The sequence below is a fragment of the Aliamphritea ceti genome (assembly GCF_024347215.1).
GTDB classification, from domain to species: domain Bacteria; phylum Pseudomonadota; class Gammaproteobacteria; order Pseudomonadales; family Balneatricaceae; genus Amphritea; species Amphritea ceti.
This window is the reverse complement of sequence record NZ_AP025282.1, coordinates 2,877,750-2,900,038: the sequence shown is the minus strand read 5'-3', so window position 1 is coordinate 2,900,038 and position 22,289 is coordinate 2,877,750. Positions and strand designations below refer to the sequence as shown.

The 22,289-nt window shown below is 48.4% G+C and carries 14 protein-coding genes; 10 read left to right on the top strand and 4 right to left on the bottom strand.

Annotated features, from left to right (window positions below; all coding sequences use genetic code 11):
- Position 1 precedes the first annotated feature (1 nt).
- Positions 2-949, bottom strand: coding sequence for a thioredoxin-disulfide reductase (trxB, locus tag OCU49_RS13345; RefSeq protein WP_261841064.1), 948 nt, complete (start codon positions 947-949; stop codon positions 2-4).
- 345 nt (positions 950-1,294) lie between these two features.
- Here trxB and OCU49_RS23740 point away from each other — a divergent pair, with 345 nt between their 5' ends.
- The 6 genes from OCU49_RS23740 to OCU49_RS13310 all read left to right on the top strand — a co-directional run bounded on the left by OCU49_RS23740 (position 1,295) and on the right by OCU49_RS13310 (position 9,411).
- Entirely contained in the window at positions 1,295-4,246 is a 2,952-nt protein-coding gene (locus OCU49_RS23740) for a DNA translocase FtsK (RefSeq protein WP_376787877.1), read from the top strand.
- A gap of 3 nt (positions 4,247-4,249) precedes the next feature.
- Positions 4,250-4,939 carry an outer membrane lipoprotein periplasmic chaperone LolA gene (lolA, locus tag OCU49_RS13330; RefSeq protein ID WP_261841063.1) on the top strand — a complete coding sequence of 230 codons (690 nt, stop codon included), beginning with the start codon at positions 4,250-4,252 and terminating at the stop codon, positions 4,937-4,939.
- Positions 4,939-6,282, top strand: a complete 1,344-nt coding sequence (locus OCU49_RS13325; protein WP_261841062.1) for a replication-associated recombination protein A — start codon at positions 4,939-4,941, stop codon at positions 6,280-6,282. The genes lolA and OCU49_RS13325 overlap by 1 nt, the downstream gene beginning before the upstream one ends.
- A 127-nt stretch (positions 6,283-6,409) precedes the next feature.
- Entirely contained in the window at positions 6,410-6,784 is a 375-nt protein-coding gene (gene crcB / locus OCU49_RS13320) for a fluoride efflux transporter CrcB (RefSeq protein ID WP_261841061.1), read from the top strand.
- A 20-nt stretch (positions 6,785-6,804) separates the two neighbouring features.
- A complete protein-coding gene (gene serS / locus OCU49_RS13315) occupies positions 6,805-8,076 on the top strand; it encodes a serine--tRNA ligase (protein ID WP_261841060.1) in 1,272 nt (423 codons plus the stop codon).
- 126 nt (positions 8,077-8,202) lie between these two features.
- Positions 8,203-9,411 (top strand): UbiH/UbiF/VisC/COQ6 family ubiquinone biosynthesis hydroxylase, encoded by a 1,209-nt coding sequence (locus tag OCU49_RS13310; RefSeq protein ID WP_261841059.1) that lies wholly within the window; start codon positions 8,203-8,205, stop codon positions 9,409-9,411.
- 129 nt (positions 9,412-9,540) lie between these two features.
- Here the strand turns inward: OCU49_RS13310 and OCU49_RS13305 are convergent, their stop codons facing one another.
- The gene (locus OCU49_RS13305) at positions 9,541-10,362 is read right to left on the bottom strand and encodes a phasin family protein (RefSeq protein ID WP_261841058.1); all 822 of its coding nucleotides are present in this window, start codon (positions 10,360-10,362) and stop codon (positions 9,541-9,543) included.
- Positions 10,363-10,587: 225 nt separating this feature from the next.
- On the opposite strand from OCU49_RS13305, the gene OCU49_RS13300 reads away from it, so the two are divergent.
- The 3 genes from OCU49_RS13300 to mtgA all read left to right on the top strand — a co-directional run bounded on the left by OCU49_RS13300 (position 10,588) and on the right by mtgA (position 15,323).
- Positions 10,588-13,509: an insulinase family protein gene (locus OCU49_RS13300; protein WP_261841057.1), complete on the top strand. Its 2,922-nt coding sequence runs from the start codon at positions 10,588-10,590 to the stop codon at positions 13,507-13,509.
- Positions 13,510-13,580: 71 nt separating this feature from the next.
- On the top strand, positions 13,581-14,489 hold the full coding sequence (locus tag OCU49_RS13295; protein ID WP_261841056.1) for a DMT family transporter: 909 nt from the start codon (positions 13,581-13,583) through the stop codon (positions 14,487-14,489).
- 147 nt (positions 14,490-14,636) lie between these two features.
- Positions 14,637-15,323, top strand: a complete 687-nt coding sequence (gene mtgA / locus OCU49_RS13290) for a monofunctional biosynthetic peptidoglycan transglycosylase (RefSeq protein WP_261841055.1) — start codon at positions 14,637-14,639, stop codon at positions 15,321-15,323.
- A 24-nt stretch (positions 15,324-15,347) separates the two neighbouring features.
- Here mtgA and OCU49_RS13285 read toward each other — a convergent pair whose 3' ends face one another.
- Complete coding sequence (locus OCU49_RS13285; RefSeq protein WP_261841054.1) at positions 15,348-15,707, bottom strand: DUF2750 domain-containing protein; 360 nt, start codon at positions 15,705-15,707, stop codon at positions 15,348-15,350.
- A gap of 222 nt (positions 15,708-15,929) precedes the next feature.
- Between OCU49_RS13285 and katG the strand changes: the two genes are divergently transcribed.
- Entirely contained in the window at positions 15,930-18,137 is a 2,208-nt protein-coding gene (gene katG, locus OCU49_RS13280) for a catalase/peroxidase HPI (RefSeq protein WP_261841053.1), read from the top strand.
- 274 nt (positions 18,138-18,411) lie between these two features.
- Here the strand turns inward: katG and metH are convergent, their stop codons facing one another.
- A complete protein-coding gene (metH, locus tag OCU49_RS13275) occupies positions 18,412-22,152 on the bottom strand; it encodes a methionine synthase (protein WP_261841052.1) in 3,741 nt (1,246 codons plus the stop codon).
- Positions 22,153-22,289: the final 137 nt, after the last annotated feature.

The following is a 22,289-nucleotide window of genomic DNA, read 5'->3' as shown; positions in this document are numbered from 1 at the left end:
GTCAGTTATCTAAGAAGGTTTCAGCGTCCAGAGCGGCCATGCAACCAAAGCCAGCAGATGTGACAGCTTGTCGGTAAACGTGATCTGCTACATCACCGGCAGCAAATACACCTGGTATAGATGTTTGTGTAGCATTGCCGTTAGTGCCGGAATTGATTTTCAGGTAGCCATCTTTCATGTCCAGCTGATCATCAAAAATACCGGTGTTCGGCTGGTGGCCTATTGCGATAAATGCACCTTCAAGCTCAAGGTCCTGGGTGGCATTATCCAGTTTGTTTTTAATACGGATGCCGGTTACGCCCATATCATCACCCAATACTTCGTCCAGCGTGTTATTCCAGATAATGTTGATATTGCCGTTTTCGGCGCGGTCAAAAATTTTATCCTGCAATATTTTCTCAGCACTGAAGCTGTCGCGGCGATGAATGATAGTGACTTCTGAGGCGATGTTAGACAGGTATAATGCTTCTTCAACAGCTGTGTTGCCACCGCCGATAACGGCGACTTTTTTGCCGCGATAGAAAAAGCCGTCGCAAGTTGCGCAGGCGCTGACACCTTTGCCCATAAATGCTTCTTCAGAAGGCAGGCCAAGATATTTCGCTGATGCGCCAGTAGCAATAATCAGAGCGTCGCAGGTGTACTCGCCCATATCACCAATCAGGCGGAAAGGGCGTTGTGTAAGCTCAGTAGTGTGAATGTGGTCAAACAATACCTGAGTTTCAAAGCGTTCAGCGTGTGCCTGCATGCGCTGCATCAGTTCAGGGCCCTGTACGCCATCCACATCTCCGGGCCAGTTATCGACATCAGTAGTGGTTGTCAGCTGGCCGCCAGCCTGCATGCCGGTGATAACAACCGGGTTGAGGTTTGCTCGTGCAGCATAAACGGCTGCAGTGTAACCGGCAGGACCGGAACCAAGGATGATAAGACGGTGATGTTGTACGTCGCTCATAAAAATATCCACTCAGATAACTGGGTAACAGCCAGTGTTCGTTCTATTGGAGGCCAGGCGAAAAGGTATATATCAATAGTCGAGCTATTGATGTGCCTGGTAGCTATAACCGGTCGTTATGCGTTAGTCATGCATATGCTGATCCGGGAGCAAAAAATCTGGCATTAAATCAGTGGCCTATTATGCCTGTTTTCGATTTTGAGACAAATTCTCTGTTATGAATTTCGTCGGATAAGATAAAACATCTGTTTAAGCGGGAATTTATTGGCGCAGGCTGTGGGGCTGAAGGCGCAATTATGCTATTTTCCCGGTATATGTTTTATGTTTGTGTGTGAGGGAATTTCGTTGAGTCAAAACAATCAGTTAAGCACCGAATCTTTTACTGATCTTGTGGCCCGGGTGATGAAAGAGGGCGGCATCATACTATGGATTGGTTTAGCTGTTTTTATGCAGTTAGCAATGTTTGGCTATGACAGACGTGATTCCGGCTGGTCGCATTTAGGCTATCAGCCAGAGGCGCGAAATTTTACCGGTCAGACCGGTGCCTGGCTTGCCGATCTGTTGTTTTCGATGCTGGGCGTTGCTGCCTGGATTCTGCCACTAATGTTGATATATCCCGCGGCTAAGTTTTTCTTTCGCAAACAGATTACGCTGGTTGACGCGATTCCTTTTGTCATGGTTCGTCTTGTTGGTGCGGTCTTATTATTATGTTGTTTAGCAACACTGGCTGCGACGCATCTTTCTAACGCAGGTGATACCTTGCCATTCAGTATGGGGGGCGTCATAGGTCAGGCAGTTTCAGATTTAACCGTTAGTCTGTTTAGTCTGGTTGGCGGTTCAGTTGTTTTGTGGACCATATTGCTGTTTGCGTTGACGCTGTTTCTTGAAGTTTCATGGGTATCTGTTTTAGAAGGAATGGGGCGTTCAGCACTGAATCTTGTCGATAAGGTAATGGGGCGAGATGTTGATTATGATGATACTGACGTTGCTGCCGAAGAACTGACTGCCGAGCTGGCTGGTAAACATCCTGAGGTTGAGCCTTTAAAACAGAGCGCTGCAGAGCCTGTTGCGGAGACGTTTGCTGAACCTGAGCAGGAGTATCATCACAATGAATTTTCGATTGCCGAACGCCCATCGGCTATTGGCAGACTAAAGGCATTGTTTAGCCGTGAAAGCAGCAAAACAGAAGAAGATAGTCTGGCTGATGTAGCTCTGAGAAGTCAGCCAGATGAGGATATTCGTCGTGAGCCAAGCTTTAATCTGGAGCAGCCTCACAATGCAGACGCTAATGATCCACTGTTTGCGCCAATGGGGCGTCCGTCAGGTAGGGCGGAGCAACAACAGGATTTGAATTTACGTCCTGAACCGTCAGCAGGGCAGCGTCGTCCTGCGGATGCACGTCCGCCAAGCCAGCGTCAGCAAACAGTACAGCCACGTAGTTCGGCCGCGCCACAGCAAGTTGGTGAAATTCTTCAGCAAGTCGCACCACAGCGGTCGCTTCGCCCGGAAGAACCACCGCAGACAGAGCGTGCGCAGCCTGTAAGACCACAGCCAATTACTGCCCCACCTGCTCAGCATAATGCAGAACCTGTAAGTAATATTGATCCGGATTCGGTACCTGTTGTTGGTATGGATATGAGTGCGGCTACGCCGGCAGCGGTTGATCCTCGGGTTGTCTCTGAAAGTGAACATCGCAAAGGGGTGAAAATCGTACCTTTGTCAGAAACTCATGTTCCCATGAAGGATAATGAACTAGGGCTGGATAAGGCTGCTATGACTAAGCGTCGTCAGCCACGCCGTAAGATTCCTTCAATGGATCTGATGGATCCGCCTGAGCTTAAGCAGGATCATTGTTACACCGATGAACAGCTTGAGCAGATGTCACGGTTGCTCGAAAGCAAATTGAAAGATTTCAATATTGTGGCTGAAGTTGTTGAGGTGAATCCAGGCCCGGTAATCACCCGTTTTGAACTTCAGCCGGCGCCAGGTGTAAAGGCCAGCCGTATTACGAATCTGGCGAAAGATCTGGCCCGCTCAATGGCGGTGATGAGTGTCCGTGTAGTTGAAGTTATCGCTGGTAAGTCGGTAATCGGTATTGAAATTCCTAATGAAGAACGTCAGATGGTGAGGTTGAGTGAGGTGCTGAATTCAAAGCCTTACATCGAAGCGTCTTCCAAGCTTACGTTGGGTTTAGGTAACGATATTGCCGGTAACCCGGTGGTTGCGAATTTAGCAAAAATGCCTCACTTATTAGTAGCAGGTACGACTGGCTCAGGTAAGTCAGTGGGTGTTAATGCCATGTTGCTTAGTCTGTTATATAAAGCCACGCCGGATGAAGTACGTTTAATGCTGGTGGATCCTAAAATGCTGGAGCTTTCGATTTATGAAGGTATCCCGCATTTGTTGGCCCCGGTTATTACTGACATGAAAGAAGCAGCTGGTGGGTTGCGCTGGTGTGTTGCCGAAATGGAGCGCCGGTACCGCATCATGGCTAAAATGGGTGTGCGTAATCTGGCAGGCTTTAACGATAAACTACAGGAAGCCCGAGATCGGGGTGAGCCGTTGCTAGATCCGTTATGGAATCCTGAAGAAGAAGGTCTGCCGGCAGACTCGCCAGCACCTTATCTGGAATCTTTACCTTATATCGTGGTCTGTATCGATGAGTTTGCTGACATGATGATGGTTGTAGGGAAGAAGGTGGAAGAGCTTATTGCCCGGATCGCACAAAAAGCACGGGCAGCGGGTATACACCTAATTCTGGCAACTCAGCGACCATCAGTCGATGTTATAACCGGTTTGATTAAAGCTAACGTGCCAACCCGAATTGGCTTCCAGGTGTCTTCTAAGATTGATTCCCGGACCATTCTTGACCAGAGCGGTGCAGAACACTTGCTGGGTAATGGCGACATGTTGTACTTACCTGCTGGCAGCAGTCTGCCTAACCGGATACACGGTGCTTTCGTCAGTGATGATGAAGTACATCGAGTCGTAGAAGCATGGAAGAAGATTGGCAGCCCTGAATATCTGATCCATGATCTTTCTGAAATGGTTGAGGGTGGAAGTAGCAGTGGTGGCAGCTTCGGTGGTGATGATGAACAGGATGCTTTGTACGATGAAGCAGTGGCCTTTGTAACAGAAACCCGTAAGGCCTCGATTTCATCTGTTCAACGGCGGTTGAAGATTGGTTATAACCGTGCAGCAAGAATGATTGAAACAATGGAAGCTGCCGGCGTAATTACAAGTGCTGGTAGTAACGGTGCCCGCGAAGTACTGGCGCCGCCTCCACCTAAGGATTAATGCATGTTAAATACATTTGTAAAACGCGGAATGCAGTTCGCAGGTGCCGTGGTAATAACCGGCTGGATTAGCTTTGCATCAGCAGAAGCTGACCTGAATAAAGATGCCAGTGCTGAGTTGCAAAGCATGCTGAGCAGTTTTACCAGTCTCAGTGCTGAGTTTGAGCAAGTATCGGTTGCAGGTGACAGTCGTCGTACAGAGCAGTCACGTGGCGAACTTGTTGTTGCTAAACCCAACCGTTTTAGCTGGTTAGCAAAAGAGCCGTTTCCGCAGCAGATAATCAGCGATGGTGAATACATCTGGATTTATGATCCTGACCTTGAGCAGGCGACACGTAAATCTGCAGACCAGCAGAATGCAGGGGTGCCGGCGTTGATATTGAATGGTCAGATTGATCAGCTACGTGAAACTTACAAAATTCGTCTGATTCATGAAGAGCAGAATACGAAACTTTTTGAACTGTTACCTAAGAGTGATCAGGAAATCTTCACCCGGGTGCGCCTGTTGTTTAGTAATGGCGTAATTGCAGAGCTGCAGTTGGAGGATTCTCTTGGGCAGCGCAGTTCAGTACAGTTTTTTGAGCAACAGCTGAATCCGGATATCAGCGAATCGCAGTTCCGTTTTGATATTCCTGAAGGGACTGACGTGATGTACGATAACGGCGCTGAAAATGGTCTCGACGGAGCAAATTAATGGCGGATCTGTTTAGTGATCTGGAAAGCGAAGCCTATCAGCCTCTGGCTGCGAGAATGCGGCCAGTCAGCCTGGCGGAATATTGCGGTCAGCAGCACTTGTTGAGTGAAGACAAACCGTTGCGTAAAGCTCTCGAGCAGGGGGCTGTTCATTCTATGATTCTCTGGGGGCCGCCGGGTGTTGGTAAAACCACACTGGCTAAACTTCTGGCAAATCATGTTGATGCGCATTTTATTATTCTTTCAGCTGTACTTAGCGGTGTGAAAGATATTCGGGCAGCGGTTGATCAGGCCCAGCAGGTGAAGGCGCAGTCAGGTCGTAAAACTATTTTGTTTGTTGATGAAGTGCATCGTTTCAATAAGTCGCAGCAGGATGCATTTCTGCCTTTTATTGAAGACGGAACGTTTATCTTCGTGGGAGCGACTACAGAGAATCCTTCCTTTGAGTTAAATAACGCACTGTTGTCTCGGGCGCGGGTATATTTATTACGCAGCCTGAATGACAGTGATATTTTGCAGCTGCTTGAGCGGGCAATTAGAGATCCTAAAAAAGGTGTTACTCAGCAGCCACTTATTTTTGGTGAGGGTGCGTTAAATAAGTTAGCTCAGGCAGCGGATGGCGATGGCCGGCGGGGCTTGAACTTACTGGAAATCGCAGCAGATCTTGCTGAGCATCAGGCTGACGGTTATCACGTCGATCAGGCAGTGGTTGAAGAAGTACTGAAGTCCAGTGCCCGGCGTTATGATAAGCAGGGCGATTTATTCTACGACATGATTTCTGCGTTCCATAAATCTGTACGTGGCTCCTCGCCGGATGGTGCGCTTTACTGGTATTGCCGGATGCTAGATGGTGGTTGTGATCCTCTGTATATTGCCCGCCGGCTGGTAGCAATTGCATCAGAAGATATTGGTAATGCAGACCCCAGAGCAATGCAGGTAGCGCTTTCTGCCTGGGATGCGTTTGAGCGGGTTGGCCCCGCCGAAGGTGAGCGGGCTATTGCACAAGCTGCCATTTATTGTGCCAGTGCGCCAAAAAGCAACGCTGTGTATATGGCCTTTAACCAAGCTAAGGCGGATGTGCGAGGGGATCCGGGGTATGAAGTGCCGGAGCATCTGCGTAATGAGCCAACAAGCCTTATGGCTGATCTGGGTTATGGCGCTGAATACCGTTACGCGCATAATGAACCGGAAGCTTATGCTGCCGGCGAAAACTACTTACCTGAAGAAATTGCAGAGCGGCGTTATTATCAGCCAGAGCCAAGGGGTCTGGAGATTAAAATCGCTGATAAGCTTGAATATCTGCGTGCACTGGATGCAGCCAGTGACAAACAGCGTTATCGGTAAGTAATACGCGGCTACCAGGTAAGAAGCGGGCTTTATTTCGGCATTTTTTAGTTAGCGAAGTGTTGCGATTAAGAACAAAAGTTAAAAGTTAACAGGACAGCACGGCGATTAAGGAGACAGCACGAGTATGCTGCAATTAGTGTTTGTTGCTTTTGGTGGCGCATTTGGTGCGCTGGGACGTTACTGGGTCAGTAATCATGTTGTAAATAATGCCCGTTATGACCTGCCGTATGGTACTTTAATATGCAACGTATTAGGATCATTTCTGATGGGCGTCTGTTTTGTGCTTATATTGGAGAAAGCACGTATCAGTCCTGAAATGCGACCTTTGTTAATGGTCGGGTTTATGGGCGCTTTTACAACTTTTTCTACCTTCTCTCTGGAAGCCGTGACCCTGTTGCAAGAAGGGCATATAATGTCCGCCGCAGTGTATGTTTTACTTAGTGTTTTACTGTGCCTGCTGGCGTTGTACGCCGGTCTATGGTTTACCCGCTTATTCTGATTAAGGTTATTTCTGACATCATGCTAGATCCTAAATATATTCGTTCCAATCCTGAGGAAGTCGCACAGTTACTGTTAAAGAAAGGCTACCAGTTTCCTGTCGATGAGTTTAACGCGCTGGAAGCACGGCGCCGTGAAGTTCAGGTACAGGCTGAACAGCTGCAGAGTGAGCGAAACACCCGATCGAAGAATATCGGTAAGGCAATTGCAGCGGGTGAAGATGCTGAAACTTTGAAAGCTGCAGTACGTGAGCTGGGTGAAAAACTGGATAGCAGTAAAGAATCACTGCGTGATATCCAGGAACAGATGGACGCTATTCTGATGGGCGTGCCTAATATTCCCCATGCAGACGTACCTGAAGGTGCTGATGAAGACGATAACGTGCTGGAGCGCACCTGGGGCGAGCCTACTCAGTTAGACTTTGAACCTCGTGATCATGTTGATCTGGGTGAAATGAGCGGCGGTCTGGATTTCGGTACTGCTGCTAAAATTACCGGCGCACGTTTTGCTGTACTGCGTGGTGGTATTGCGCGTATGCACCGTGCACTGATCCAGTTTATGCTGGACACTCATGGCAGTGATCACGGTTACCAGGAAACCTATGTTCCTTATATGGTTAACGCAGACTCTCTGCGTGGTACAGGTCAGCTGCCTAAGTTTGAAGAAGATCTGTTTAAGGTGCCGGGCGAGCGTGATTACTACCTGATTCCGACTGCTGAAGTACCAGTAACCAATATTGTTCGTGACGAAATTGTTGATGCTAATCAACTGCCAATGAAGTTTGTGTGTCATACGCCGTGTTTCCGTAGTGAAGCGGGCAGTCATGGCCGTGATACCCGCGGTATGATTCGTCAGCATCAGTTTGAAAAGGTTGAGCTGGTACATATTGTTGAGCCATCTAAGTCCTGGGATGCGCTTGAAGAGCTGGTTGGTCATGCTGAAACGATTCTGAAAAAGCTGAACCTGCCTTACCGTGTCGTAACACTGTGCGGTGGTGATTTGGGCTTCAGTGCAGCGAAGACCTATGACATCGAAGTATGGTTGCCAGGTCAGCAGAAATACCGCGAGATTTCTTCCTGCAGTAACATGGCTGATTTCCAGTCACGCCGTATGCTGGCGCGCTGGCGTAACCCTGAAACCGGCAAACCTGAGTTGGTTCATACGCTGAACGGTTCTGGTCTGGCGGTTGGTCGTACACTGGTAGCTATTCTTGAGAACTATCAGACTGCTGAAGGCAAAGTAAAAGTGCCTGAAGCATTGCTGCCATACATGGGCGGTATTACTGAGCTTTAATATTTCCGGTAAGTGGAAGTATTACCGCTCAGTGTGAGCAGAAGAGCGATCTGAGGGTCGCTCTTTTTGTATCTGCTGTTTGTATCAGCAGTAGATGAAAATCACAGAGTTAACGGTTTACAGAATATGAAAAAATACGATGTGCTGATTGTTGGCGGCGGTATGGTTGGAGCGACAATTGCTTGCGCGCTTGGTGGTTCAGAACTAAGTGTTGGCGTAATTGAGTTGCGTAAGCCTGACGCCTTTGATCATGAACAGCCCCATGATATGCGGGTCTCGGCAATCAGTATGGCTTCAGAGAATATTCTGCGGAATGTAGGTGCCTGGCCAAACCTGTTGAATAAGCGGCTTTGTCCTTACCGCCGTCTTAAAGCCTGGGAAGTAGATGCTGAAAGGGCTGCTACAGAGTTTAACAGCGAAGATATAGGTGAAGATCACCTAGGTCATATTGTTGAGAATCGGGTAATACAACTTGCTCTGCTAGAGCAGTTACAGCAATGTGAAAACATCGAGCTAATATGTCCGGCTGAAATCAGTACGATCGATTATGCACCGGGTGCCAGTTTGATTACGCTGGCTGATGAGCAACAGCTGTTAGGTAAACTTCTGATTGCTGCTGATGGTGCTCAGTCTAAAGTGCGCAGTCAGGTGGGAATCGGAGTGCATAGCTGGGACTATGAGCAACATGCTTTAGTAGCCTCGGTGACTACTGAGCTACCTCAGCAGGACATTACCTGGCAGCAGTTTACGCCAAGTGGACCAGTTGCCTTTCTGCCGTTAAGTGGTCATCAGGGGTCGCTGGTATGGTACAACTCGCCATCAGAAGCTCGTAAGTTACTTGCGCTTAATGATGAAGCATTTCTGGCTGCTGTTGAAAGTAACTTTCCTCAGTGTCTGGGTAGTATAGATTCCCTGTTGGGGCGAGCTGCATTTCCATTGCGGCGTCAACATGCGCAGGAATACATTAAGGAAGGCGTAGCGCTTGCTGGTGATGCTGCCCACACTATTCATCCATTGGCTGGCCAGGGTGTGAATATAGGCTTGCTTGATGCTGCTGCGTTAGCTGAAGTGTTACTGGATGCTTTGCAGGCCGGTGATGATATTACCAGTGTGCAAGTGCTCAAACGTTATGAAGACCAGCGTCGCAATCAGAATCTGCTTATGATGCAGGTAATGGACAGCTTTTACCGTTTATTCAGTAATGATCATCTGCCGCTTAAGTTACTGCGTAATATTGGTTTAGGTGCTGCGGGTAAGCTTGGCCCTGCACGTAATAAAGTAATGCGCTTTGCGATGGGGCTTGAAGGGCCGATGCCGTTGCTGGCGCGACGATAAACAACACTTCTTAGAGTGGCGTGAGCAGAGCACTTGAGGAGAACGGCAAGTATCTTTTGGAATAAAGGTGTCGTTTAGGAAAGGCAGCGGTACGCATAAAAATGAGCACCGCTGTTGAGCAAAGCTCTATCAGGCTTTAGTTTCAGTCTGTTTAGTAGCAGGAGCCTTTGCTTGTGCAGTTTCGACCGTAGCTGTTTTAGCAGTAGAAGCTGCTGTAGCCGTAGCATCTGCTTTAGTTGTTGGCTGTACTGATGTAGCTGGCTTGGTAATTGTTTTTTCAGCAGGCTTGCTTGCTGGCTTAGCAGCTATTTTCGCTGCTGCTTTAACTGATGGCTTTTTCTCAGCAGTCTTTTTCTCTACAGGCTTTTTTGTCGCTGGTTTTGGTGCCGCTTTTTTAGGCGCTGGTTTTGTCACAGGTTTGATAGCTGCGGTATTTGCCGGTGCGCTAGTAACTGTACTGGTTGCAGTGAAAGCTGGCATACCGGTGTTAGTCAGTAGTCTGCTCACTTCATCCATATAACTCAGTTCTGTCTGAGTAATACTATCCAGATTCGTTTTTACGATGTCTGTTAGTTCATCAGATGCTGTGCTTATCGTAGCCAGTTCTTTTTCTGCTACTTCAGTAAACTGAGTTTCGATTTGCTTAACAAACTGCATTTGCAGATCGAGAAACTGTTGAGGGTCAGTTACCGCTGTAAGTTCCTGTACCTGGGACATAGTCGTATTAACCAGGCTGTTCATGTATTCGGATTGCAGCGCGAACATCTTTTCTGCTGTCTTTGTATTAATTTCCACCATGTCCATCATTGGGCGGAAAGATTCTTGAACGTCCTTAAGCATATTTTCATACATATTGTTCACCTTCGCAGTAGTGTGATGTTGCAGTGCAACAAAGCTGGTTAAAATATAAGCATCAGAACGCTTGAAGTCAAACGTTTTTGTGCGCTGCACAATTTGATCTTTAGTCGTATATAAAAATGTGTCATTTTTATATTGCATGCTGATGACAAAGTCGTAATTAGTCTGTCTGAGAGTTGAGATGTTGGATTTCCCAGATATTGTTCATGGTTGTATTTTCAAGGCTATATTTTTCAATACCTTGGTTATCAAACCCAAGCGTTCTGTGGAATTTCGGATTACAATGGACCAAACGGTATTACAAAAGGCATAGGATTTATGAACCAAGCAGCTACGCAACAGGCCTGTCATTCTGCGTTCCAACTGCAGCGCAGCCAGCCGATCGAATCGCTGGATATTATTATCGAAGAGTACGAGCACAAGCAGACCGGTGCACTGCATTACCATATTCAAAGTGACAATCAGGAAAATGTCTTTCTGGTTGCTTTCCGGACTGTTCCGGAAGACAGTACCGGTGTTGCGCATATGCTGGAGCACACTGCGCTATGCGGTAGCGAACGTTATCCGGTTCGTGATCCGTTCTTTATGATGACCCGTCGTTCTCTTAACACCTTTATGAACGCTTTCACCAGCAGTGACTGGACGGCATATCCATTCGCCAGCCAGAACCGCAAAGATTATTTTAATTTGCTGGATGTGTATCTGGATGCCGCGTTCTTTAGCCGTCTTGATCCGCTGGATTTCGCACAAGAAGGCCACCGCATCGAGTTCGAAGAAGCTGGCAATACTGACAGCCCGCTGGTCTATAAAGGTGTTGTTTTTAATGAAATGAAAGGGGCGATGAGCTCAGTTGTTTCAACTGTTTGGCAAACCCTGACTAAGCACCTGTTTCCAACCACGACGTACCATTACAACAGCGGCGGTGATCCGGAGTGTATTCCTGATCTAAGCTACGAAGAGTTGGTAGCGTTCTATCGCAGTCACTATCATCCGACCAATGCGGTATTCATGACCTTTGGTGATATTCCTGTTGCTGAACTGCAGGAGCGAATGGAAACACTGGCGTTGTCCCGATTTGAAAAACTCGATACGACCATCAGTGTTGATGATGAAAAACGTTACCATGCGCCAGTACGTGTTGAAGAAGCTTATGCACTGGATCAGGATGATATTGAAAACAAGACGCACCATGTTCTGTCCTGGTTGATTGGTCCAAGTATTGATTTAGAACAACAGCTTAAGGCCAACTTGTTATCCAGAGTCTTACTTGATAACAGTTCGTCTCCGTTACGTTACGCGCTGGAGTCTACTGAGCTTGGCTTGTCGCCTTCGCCACTTTGTGGTCTGGAAGACAGCAATCGTGAGATGGCCTTCATGTGCGGTTTGGAGGGTAGTAACCCTGAGCATGCTGCTGCGTTTGAACAGCTGGTACTGGAAACTTTACAGAAGGTGGTTGATGAAGGTATCGATCAGAGTCATGTTGAAGCAGCCTTGCATCAGTTAGAGCTGAGCCAGCGTGAGCTTAGCGGTGATGGTTATCCATATGGTATGAATCTCATTCTGTCTTCGCTGTCTTCTGCAATTCATTGCGGCGACCCGATTGCTTTGCTTAACCTTGATCCGGTATTGGAAAAGCTGCGTGATGAGATTCAGCATGAAGACTTCATTCCGGGTCTGATTCGTGAGCTGTTGCTGGATAATGCTCATCAGGTGCGCTTAACCATGCGTCCGGATGCTCAGCTGAGTCAGCGTAAAGACGCCGCTGAAGCGGCCCGTCTGGCGAAAATTAAAGAGGGTTTGAGCGATGCTGACAAGCAGCAGGTCGTTGAACAGGCTGCTGCTCTCGAAGCCCGTCAGAATGAGCAGGACGATGAGTCTGTACTGCCTAAAGTAACTATTGCTGATGTGCCTTCTGAAATGCGCATACCGACAGGAGCTGATCATCAGGGCGCTGTGGATTATAGCTTCTATGCGCAGGGAACTAACGGTCTGGTATATCAGCAAGTGATCATGCCTCTGCCAGCGTTGACCCAGGATGAGATTGAGTTGCTGCCGCTATACAGTGACTGTGTAACTGAGCTTGGCTGCGGTGAGCGTGATTACCAGCAAAACCAGGCGTTACAATCGCAGGTTTCCGGTGGCGTTTATGCCCACAGTACTTTGCGGGGCAGTATCGATAACGAGCAGGATGTGTCCGGTTATTTTGTGGTATCCGGTAAAGCACTGGTTACCAAACAGCAGGCGCTGACTCAGCTATTAAAAGAAACACTTGAAACCGTACGCTTCGATGAACTGGCTAAAATTCGTGAGCTGGTTTCTCAGCGTCGTACCCGTAAAGAGCAAAGTATTACTGGCCAGGGTCATAGCCTTGCGATAGCGGCGGCCTGTAGCCAGTTAGCTCCAGCGGCAAATATTAGTCATCTGCAGCGTGGTTTAGCGAGCATTAAAGCGGTTAAAGTGCTGGATGATGCACTCGCTGATGATGCGCGTTTGCAGCAGTTAAGTGATGAGCTTCAGTCTTTGCATAGCAAGATTACTGATGCCCCACGGCGTTATTTATTGGTTGCTGAGCCTGAACATGAAGAAGAGCTGGTTGCTGACCTTTGTGATCGCTGGCAGGGGCATGCGTCTAAGAGCTTTACACCACTGGCGCTGACTGAAACCCGTAGTATCGTAAAGCAGGCATGGACAACCAGTACACAGGTGAACTTTGCCGCTAAGGCGTATGCAACAGTTGCAGTCGAGCATCCTGATGCTGCGCCGTTAACTGTGTTGGGCGATTTCCTGCGTAATGGCTTTTTACACCGGGCTATTCGTGAGCAGGGCGGTGCCTATGGCAGTGGTGCTGGTCAGGACTCTGCTGATGCTGTGTTCCGTTTCTTCTCCTACCGTGATCCGCGTTTGAGCGAAACGCTGGATGATTTTGATGCCTCCCTGCAATGGCTGGCGGATAACGATCATGACGAGCAAAAGCTTGAAGAAGCTGTATTAGGTATTGTTAGCAATATCGATAAGCCGGGTTCTCCGGCGGGCGAAGCTAAGCAGGCGTATCACAGTGAGTTATTTGGCCGTACACCTGAACAGCGTAAAGCATTCAGACAGCGTATTCTGGAAGTAGGGATTACTGATCTTAAGCGTGTTGCTGTTACTTATCTTCAGCCTGAGAAAGCAAGTGTTGCAGTGGTTACCAGTCCGGCAGGCGCTGAACAGCTACAAGGTTATGATGTAATAAGCATCTGATCTGATATCAGCGTAACATCAAGGCACTGAGGTTCTCAGTGCCTTTTTTATTTATCTGCAAAGTGACATATATGATTGGCAACCAGCTTTCTTTTGAGGCCAGGGGTTCTGTTTATCAGGGTGCTGCTCTGATTCTCGTCTCAGAGTTGTTTTTAGTTGGGTCGGGTATGGCCATTAAGCAGATAGGTGATCAGTTACCAGTGGAGATGATCGTTTTTTTTCGTAATCTTCTTGGTGTTGCTCTGTTGTTGCCCTGGTTATTTAAAAATGGTTTGCCTGCTATCCGGACGAATCGTATACATCTGCACTTTATGCGAGCCGGTGTAGGGGTAGTAGCAATGGGGTGTCTGTTTTACACCTGGGGGCATTTGCCTTTAGCGCAGGCAGCGTTGCTAAAGCAAACGGCGCCATTCTTTATGCCAATACTTGCTTTCTTCTGGCTGGGGGAGCGTGTTGGCTGGCTGGTGAAGCTATCTATTCTTATCGGGTTTAGCGGGGTTTATCTCATTTTAAATCCGCAGGAAGGTGCATTTAACTGGGTGGTAATGGTTGCGCTTTGCGGTGCGTTTCTTGGCGCGCTGGCGAAAGTCACGGTACGTAACCTGCGCAGTACCGAGCCTGCCCAGCGTATTGTATTTTACTTTGCACTGTTTAGCGCATTAATCGCATTGGTTCCGGCAGTTATCGGCTGGCAGCCGCTGACCTGGCCGTTATTTGGCTTGCTGATTGTGGTAGCGGCCTGTTCTACGCTTGCTCAGCTGTTACTTAGTAAGGCCTATGGAATGGCACCTGCAGGTCAGCTGGGGCCTTTCACATATGGCTCTGTCGCTTTTGCAGTATTTTTGGGCTGGTTGATCTGGGACGAGCAGCTGACCACATATATGTGGGCAGGTATTTGTCTGGTATGCGGTGCAGGTCTGGTTGCTATGTTGGGTAAAGCAACGCCTGCGGGAGTGCCTAAATCTCAGACAGAGTCCTGATCAGACTGATTCAAATTCACTTTCTGTCTGTTGGATAAGTCGGTATGATGGCGAATTTTTGTACAGCAGTTGGGTGGTATTATTACTGTGAGGTTGACAGTTAGGGGTATCGGAAAAGGTATCAGAAAGCGCTTCAGGCGTGGAAAAATGAAGCTAAAGCGGTTGGTTGTATGCTTTTTGCTGGTGCTGTGCCTGCTACCTTTTGCGCTGGTTGCGACGGTTAAGTTCATTGATCCGCCTACCTGGTCCTGGCAAATTCAGCGTTGGCTGAATCCACCTGACGGTTATCCTGATGATGTTTTGCATCAGTGGGTTGATCTGGAAAATATTTCTGAGAATATGCAGCTGGCTGTCATTGCCAGTGAAGATCAGCTGTTTCCTGAGCATGATGGCCTGGACTGGGAATCAATTGAAAAGGCACTGGAAGAACGTAATGCGGGTAAGCGTACCCGCGGGGCCAGTACTATTACTCAGCAGGCATCTAAAAACCTGTTTCTTTGGCCAGCAAAGAATTATGTGCGCAAAGGGCTTGAGGCAGGTCTTGCGGTGCTGATGGATGCTATTTGCGGAAAGCAAAGAACGCTTGAGCTGTATTTAAATATCGTGGAGTTCGGGCCGGGTATTTATGGAGTGGAGGCGGCCAGTCAGCATTTCTTTAACCGTTCTGCTGAGCGTTTAACGGTGAAGCAGTCGGCTTTGTTAGCCAGTGTATTACCAAACCCATACCGTTTTAATGCGGCTGCTCCCAGCCAGTATATGCAAAAGCGTGTTCGCTGGATTATGCGACAGATGCGCCAGTTAGGCGTGGCTACAATCGCCGGTTTGTCATTATAAACCGGCGTTAATGCATATAGCTGTTTAGCGTTGTGCTTTTTTCAGTGCTTTGCGCAAATCTGAATCCAGGTCTTCCGGATGAATCACCAGGCCTTCCTGATCTTCTTTCGGTGAGATGACAACGCAGAATTCATCTTCTTCAAGGCCTGCGGTCCAGCGATGCTGCCATACTTTCAGTGCGATAGCTTCTGGCTGACAGTCCTTCCATTCATCGCTTACCCAGGCAGCGGCTTCGGCTTCGCTGGCCCATACAGGTACGCAATCTTCATCATCAGTGTTGAGCATTACACTGCCGTACTGATCGGTAAGAATCCAGATTTCCTGCTGGCTGGCGACTTCGTTCAGAAAGGTGTTGTAAGCCTGTTCACTGTTTTGCTGAGTCATATTTTTCACTGATTTTGATAGTAAGAGGCGCGCATACTGCCCGGCTTTGGCTGTGGGGTCAATTAACGGGGTTTATCGTTCATTTATAAAAAACTATTAAGCCGCAAAAATTAATTAATTATCCATATTTCGAATCTGTTTCTATAGTTTGTTTACGCCCGCTTACCTACACCCAAGCAAAGCATAGCGGGGAGTTTTCAATTATGACAGGAGATCGAGCCGATGAGTGAGCAAGGAAAATGTCCCGTAATGCATGGGGCTAATAAACAGATGGCCACCGGTAGTGCGGCAAACCGCCATTGGTGGCCAAACCAGTTGAATCTTAAGATTCTTAGCCAGAATACCGATGATGTCAGCCCTATGGGTAAAGGGTTTGATTATGCTAAAGCGTTTGGTTCGCTTGATCTTGATGCGCTGGCGAAAGATGTTGATGCACTGATGACAGACTCCCAAGACTGGTGGCCAGCTGATTATGGCCATTATGGTCCATTGTTCATTCGTATGGCCTGGCACAGCGCGGGTACTTACCGGACCCATGATGGCAGAGGTGGTGGTGGAAGCGGCTCGCAGCGATTTGCGCCACTTAACAGCTGGCCTGATAACGGTAACCTCGATAAGGCACGACGTTTGCTCTGGCCGGTGAAACAAAAATACGGTGATGCTATTTCCTGGGCTGATCTGATGATATTTGCTGGTAATCGCGCTTTGGAAACTATGGGGCTCAAAACATTTGGTTTTGCAGGTGGCCGTGCAGATATCTGGGAGCCTGAAGAAGATATTTACTGGGGCCCTGAAACAGAATGGCTGGGTGACCAGCGTTACAGTGGTGATCGTGAGCTTGAGAATCCTCTTGGTGCTGTCCAGATGGGACTGATATACGTTAACCCGGAAGGTCCAAATGGTAATCCTGATCCGTTAGCTTCTGCCCGTGACATTCGTGAAACTTTTGCGCGTATGGCGATGAATGACGAAGAAACAGTTGCGCTTGTTGCCGGTGGTCATACCTTTGGTAAGGCGCATGGTGCGGGTGATCCTGCGCATGTAGGTGCTGAGCCGGAAGGTGCCAGCATTGAAGAGCAGGGGCTGGGCTGGAAAAATACTATGGGAAGCGGTAAAGGTGGCGACACTATTACCAGTGGGGTTGAAGGCGCGTGGACCAGTAATCCGGTGCAATGGGATAATGGTTTTTTTGATGCCTTGTTAGGTTATGAGTGGGAGCTGACCAAAAGCCCTGCTGGTGCACATCAGTGGACGCCTACCGCTGCTTCACAGTCAAATGGTGCGCCCGCAGCCCACGATGCCAATAGCAGAGAGCCGTTAATGATGACAACGGCTGATATGGCGTTAAAGCTTGATCCGATTTATGCACCTATTTCGCGCCGTTTTCATGAACATCCTGAAGAACTGGCTGAAGCCTTTTCCAAGGCCTGGTTTAAGTTAACCCACAGGGACATGGGTCCATATGTGCGTGGTTTGGGTTCAATGGTGCCTGCTGAGCCACAGCTGTGGCAGGATCCTGTGCCTGTTGTAGATCATGAGTTGGTTAATGCTGAAGATGCCGCGAACATTAAAGCTAAAATATTGGCAACAGGTTTGACTGTTTCGCAACTGGTATCAACCGCCTGGGCATCTGCTGCAACCTATAGGAGCAGTGATATGCGTGGCGGCGCTAATGGTGCACGTTTACGTTTAGCGCCTCAGAAAGACTGGAGTGTGAATAATCCGGCACAGCTTGAAGCTGTGTTGCAATCACTGGTTAGTGTGCAGCAGGCTTTTAACTGTTCCCTGTCGGATAAGAAGGTAAATGATAAACAGGTGTCTCTGGCGGATGTGATTGTGCTGGGTGGTTGTGCGGCAATTGAACAGGCAGCCAGAAACGCCGGGATAGACGTTACTGTGCCGTTCAGTCCGGGTCGTACTGATGCGACTCAGGAGCAGACTGATATCGAATCATTTGATGCTTTGCAGCCTGTTGCTGATGGTTTCAGAAACTATGTTGTTGCTAATCATGTAAGACCAGCAGCTGAACTGTTAGTTGATAGGGCGCAGTTGCTGACACTGACTGTGCCTGAAATGACTGTGCTGGTTGGCGGCATGCGAGTGCTTAACGCTAACACCGGACAAAGCCGTCATGGCGTGTTTACCCGGCAGACTGATGCTTTGTCTAATGACTTCTTTGTGAATTTGTTAGATATGAGTACTCAGTGGCAAAAGTCAGCAACCGAGGCAGGAGTTATTGAAGGCAGTGACAGTAATACCGGACAGCTGAAATGGACAGCTACTGAGGTTGATCTGGTATTTGGCTCAAACTCGCAATTGCGTGCGGTTGCGGAGGTCTATGCCAGTGATGACGCTAAGCTTAAGTTCGTCAGTGATTTTGTGGCGGCCTGGAGTAAGGTGATGGATCTGGACCGATTCGACCTCAGGTAAGCTTTTAGGCGGTTCTGAAGCTGCTTGAATAACCGTCTGAGCAGATTCTTTCAGGTTGGTTGTTAGCAGAAAAAAGGCATTTCAGATGAATCTGAAATGCCTTTTTTTAATTCAGAAAATCATCAGACTGATGATTTTTTAAAGGAATAAAAAGGCAGCCACCAGCCAGCACGTTAAATGCTGGTGACTGCAATGGGACGCGGTTGGGGAAAGCGTCTGGTGAAAAACTCTTTTAATAGAAATGAGTTTAAAGGGATGAGTATAGAGAAGTGTATTAACCTTCCTCTGGCTCATATCCCAGGTTCGGAGCTAGCCAGCGTTCCGCATCTTGCTGACTGATTTCACAGCGTTCTGCGTAGGATCCCAGCTGATCTTCACTTATTTTTGCAACACCAAAGTACTGACTTTGCGGATGACTGAAATACCAGCCACTGACTGCTGCAGTCGGATACATTGCATAGCTGTCTGTTAAGGTCAGTCCGGTATGTTGCTCTACATCAAGCAGTTCCCATAAGCGGGCTTTAATCGTATGGTCAGGGCATGCCGGGTAGCCGGGGGCAGGGCGAATTCCGCTGTATTTTTCCTGAATCAGTGCCTCGTTATCTAAGTGTTCCTGGCTTGCATATCCCCAGAGTTCCTTGCGGACATAGCAATGCATGTATTCGGCAAAGGCTTCTGCCAGTCGGTCTGCCAGGGCTTTAACCATGATGCTGCTGTAAACATCGTTATCTGCTTCATAAGCCTCAACGAGTTTGTCTACACCATGACCAGCGCTGACGGCGAACATGCCCAGGTAGTCTGGGATGTCGTTGTCTTCCGGGGCAATAAAGTCAGCCAGGCAAAGGTTGGCTTTGCCTGCTGTTTTTTCTATTTGCTGCCGAAGCTGGGGCAGAGTGGTCTGTACTGTTTGTCGTTGTTCGTCCTGGTAAACAACAATATCGTCATGGTTCCGGGTGTTGGCCGGCAACAGGCCGACGACAGCATGTGCGGTAATTTTCCGGTTGTTGATGAGGTCATCTAGCATTGCGGTGGCATCGGCAAACAGTTTACTTGCGGCATCGCCGACAACTTCATCTTCCAGAATCGCCGGGTAACGTCCGGCCAGTTCCCAGCTGCGAAAGAAAGGGGTCCAGTCGATGAACTCACGTAGTTTTTGCAGATCAAAATCGCGGAAGCTATGAATTCCGGGGTTAGCGGGTACAGGTGGTGTATAGGTCTGCCAGTCGGTTGCCAGTTTGTTGGTGCGTGCCTGTTGTAAACTTACTCTTCGGCCGAGCTTCTGGCGCTCCGTGAAACGTTCTCGTATTGCCTGATATTCTTCCTTTATTTCTTTGATATAATTATCTTTTCTTTCTTTCGATAGCAGGCTGCTGGCAACATTAACTGCCCGCGATGCGTTACTGACATGTACGACCTGGTCCAGGTTGAAACCAGGTTCGATCTTGACAGCAGTATGTGCTTTTGAGGTCGTTGCACCACCAATCATCAGTGGAAGATTGATGTCCTGACGCTGCATTTCTTTTGCAACATTGACCATTTCATCCAGTGATGGAGTGATCAGACCAGATAAGCCAATGATGTCGACATTCTCTTCACGGGCAGTACGCAAAATGTTTTCACTTGAGACCATAACACCCAGATCGATGATCTCGTAGTTGTTACACTGGAGTACAACGCCGACGATGTTTTTGCCGATATCATGTACATCACCTTTAACCGTCGCCATTAGAATCTTGCCGTTACTGCGGATTTCGCCATCTTGCTGTTCTGCTTCGATGTAAGGCATTAACCAGGCAACGGCTTTTTTCATTACCCGGGCGGATTTAACCACTTGCGGCAAGAACATTTTACCGGCGCCAAATAAATCGCCAACAATTCCCATGCCAGCCATCAGCGGGCCTTCAATGACTTCTATTGGGCGCGCATAGTTTTGACGACATTCTTCTACATCGGTTTCAATATGATCGGCAATGCCTTTCACCAGCGCATGAGAAAGGCGCTCTTCTACAGGGAGCTCACGCCATGCCAGTTGTGCCGCCTGTTGCTCGCTGTTATCTGTCTGGCTGCCATCGTTCAGGTAGCGGCCAGCAATTTCTAACAGGTTCTCGGTGGATTCATCGGATGTGTTGAGAACTACGGCTTCGACAGCTGTTTTTAATTCTGTAGGGAGGTCGTCGTAAATGGCCAGTTGGCCTGCGTTAACGATAGCCATGTCCATGCCTTGCTGGATGGCATGGTAAAGAAATACGCAATGAATAGCTTCGCGCACCGGGTTGTTACCGCGAAATGAAAATGACACATTAGAAACGCCGCCGGATACCATCGCATGAGGCAGGTTTTGTTTTATCCAGCCGGTGGCACGGATGAAGTCATCGGCATAGTTGTTGTGTTCCTCGATACCTGTGGCAACAGCGAAGATGTTAGGGTCAAAAATAATATCTTCAGCCGGGAAGCCCACCGTTTCAGTCAATAGTTGATAGGAACGTTGGCAGATATCAATTTTACGCTGGTAAGTATCGGCCTGGCCGGTCTCGTCAAAAGCTATAACAACAACCGCTGCACCGTAACGTCGTAGCAGGTTTGCCTGATGAATGAATGCGTCTTCACCTTCTTTCAGGCTAATGGAGTTAACAATGCCTTTGCCCTGTACGCATTTAAGACCGGCTTCAATGACATCCCATTTAGAAGAGTCGAGCATGACCGGTACGCGGCTGATGTCAGGCTCAGAAGCAATCAGGTTCAGGAAGCGTACCATTGCTGCTTCCGCATCCAACATGCCCTCATCCATATTGATGTCGATGATCTGCGCACCGTTCTCAACCTGTTGGCGGGCAACTTCCAGTGCGGTCTCGTAATCACCGGCTTTGATCAAACGACGGAAAACAGCAGAGCCGGTTACATTGGTGCGTTCACCAACATTCACGAACAGGCTGTCTGAATCTATGTTTAAAGGTTCCAGTCCAGCTAAGCGGCATGCAACTGGTCGTTCGGGCACTAAGCGTGGCTGATGCTGCTGGCAGATATGTTTAATTGCTTTCAGATGTTCAGGAGTGGTGCCACAGCAACCGCCAACAATATTCACCAGTCCACTGCTGGCCCATTCGCCAATCTCAGCGGCCATTTCTTCAGGTGTTTCATCATACTCACCGAATGCATTTGGCAGGCCTGCATTTGGATGCACTGACACAAAGGTATCAGCAATACGGGAGAGTTCGGCGACATACTGGCGTAATTCTTTTGGACCCAGTGCGCAGTTCAGGCCAATAGATATAGGCTTGATATGTCGTACGGCATTCCAGAATGCTTCAGTAGTCTGGCCTGATAAGGTGCGGCCGGAAGCATCAGTGATGGTGCCGGAGATCATGAGCGGTAAATTCAGCTGGTGGTTCTGACAATATTGATCGAAGGCAAATATAGCGGCCTTAGCGTTCAGAGTGTCGAAAATCGTCTCGATCAATATCAGGTCAACACCGCCATCAATAAGACCCTGTAAGGATTCCGTATAAGCCTCTACCAGTTCATCAAAGTGCACATTGCGTTTTCCAGGGTCATTGACGTCCGGTGACAGAGAGCAGGTACGGTTTGTCGGGCCAAGCACGCCGGCAACATAGCGAGGTTGTTCCGTGCTGCTGAACTGATCAGCGGCTTCCCGGGCTAAGGTTGCTGCAACATAGTTGATCTCTTTGCTCAGGTGGGCCATGTCATAGTCGGACATAGCAATCGATGTGGCGTTAAAGGTGTTGGTTTCGATGATGTCGCAGCCCGCGTCCAGAAATCCGGCATGAATCTCACGGATAATGTCTGGCTGGGTGAGTACCAGCAGATCGTTATTGCCTTTAAGGTCTGTCGGCCAGTCGCTGAAACGCTGGCCACGAAACTCAGCTTCACCGAGTGGGTATTTTTGAATCATAGTGCCCATGGCGCCGTCCAGCGTCAGGATGCGCTGCTCAAGTGCTGTATGCAGGGCTGTTGTAATAGTGTTAGGGACGGATGGCTGAATAGGGGCGGTTGTCATAGGTATTTCCGTTACTGCGTGTCGATAAAGGCGTCCATTCTAGGAGTTTATACGCTGGTGCTGGGTGATTTCGGCTCAGGTTAAAATGAATGAAATTAAAGAGAAGTTAGGATTTGTTGAATTATTTTGTGTTTTTG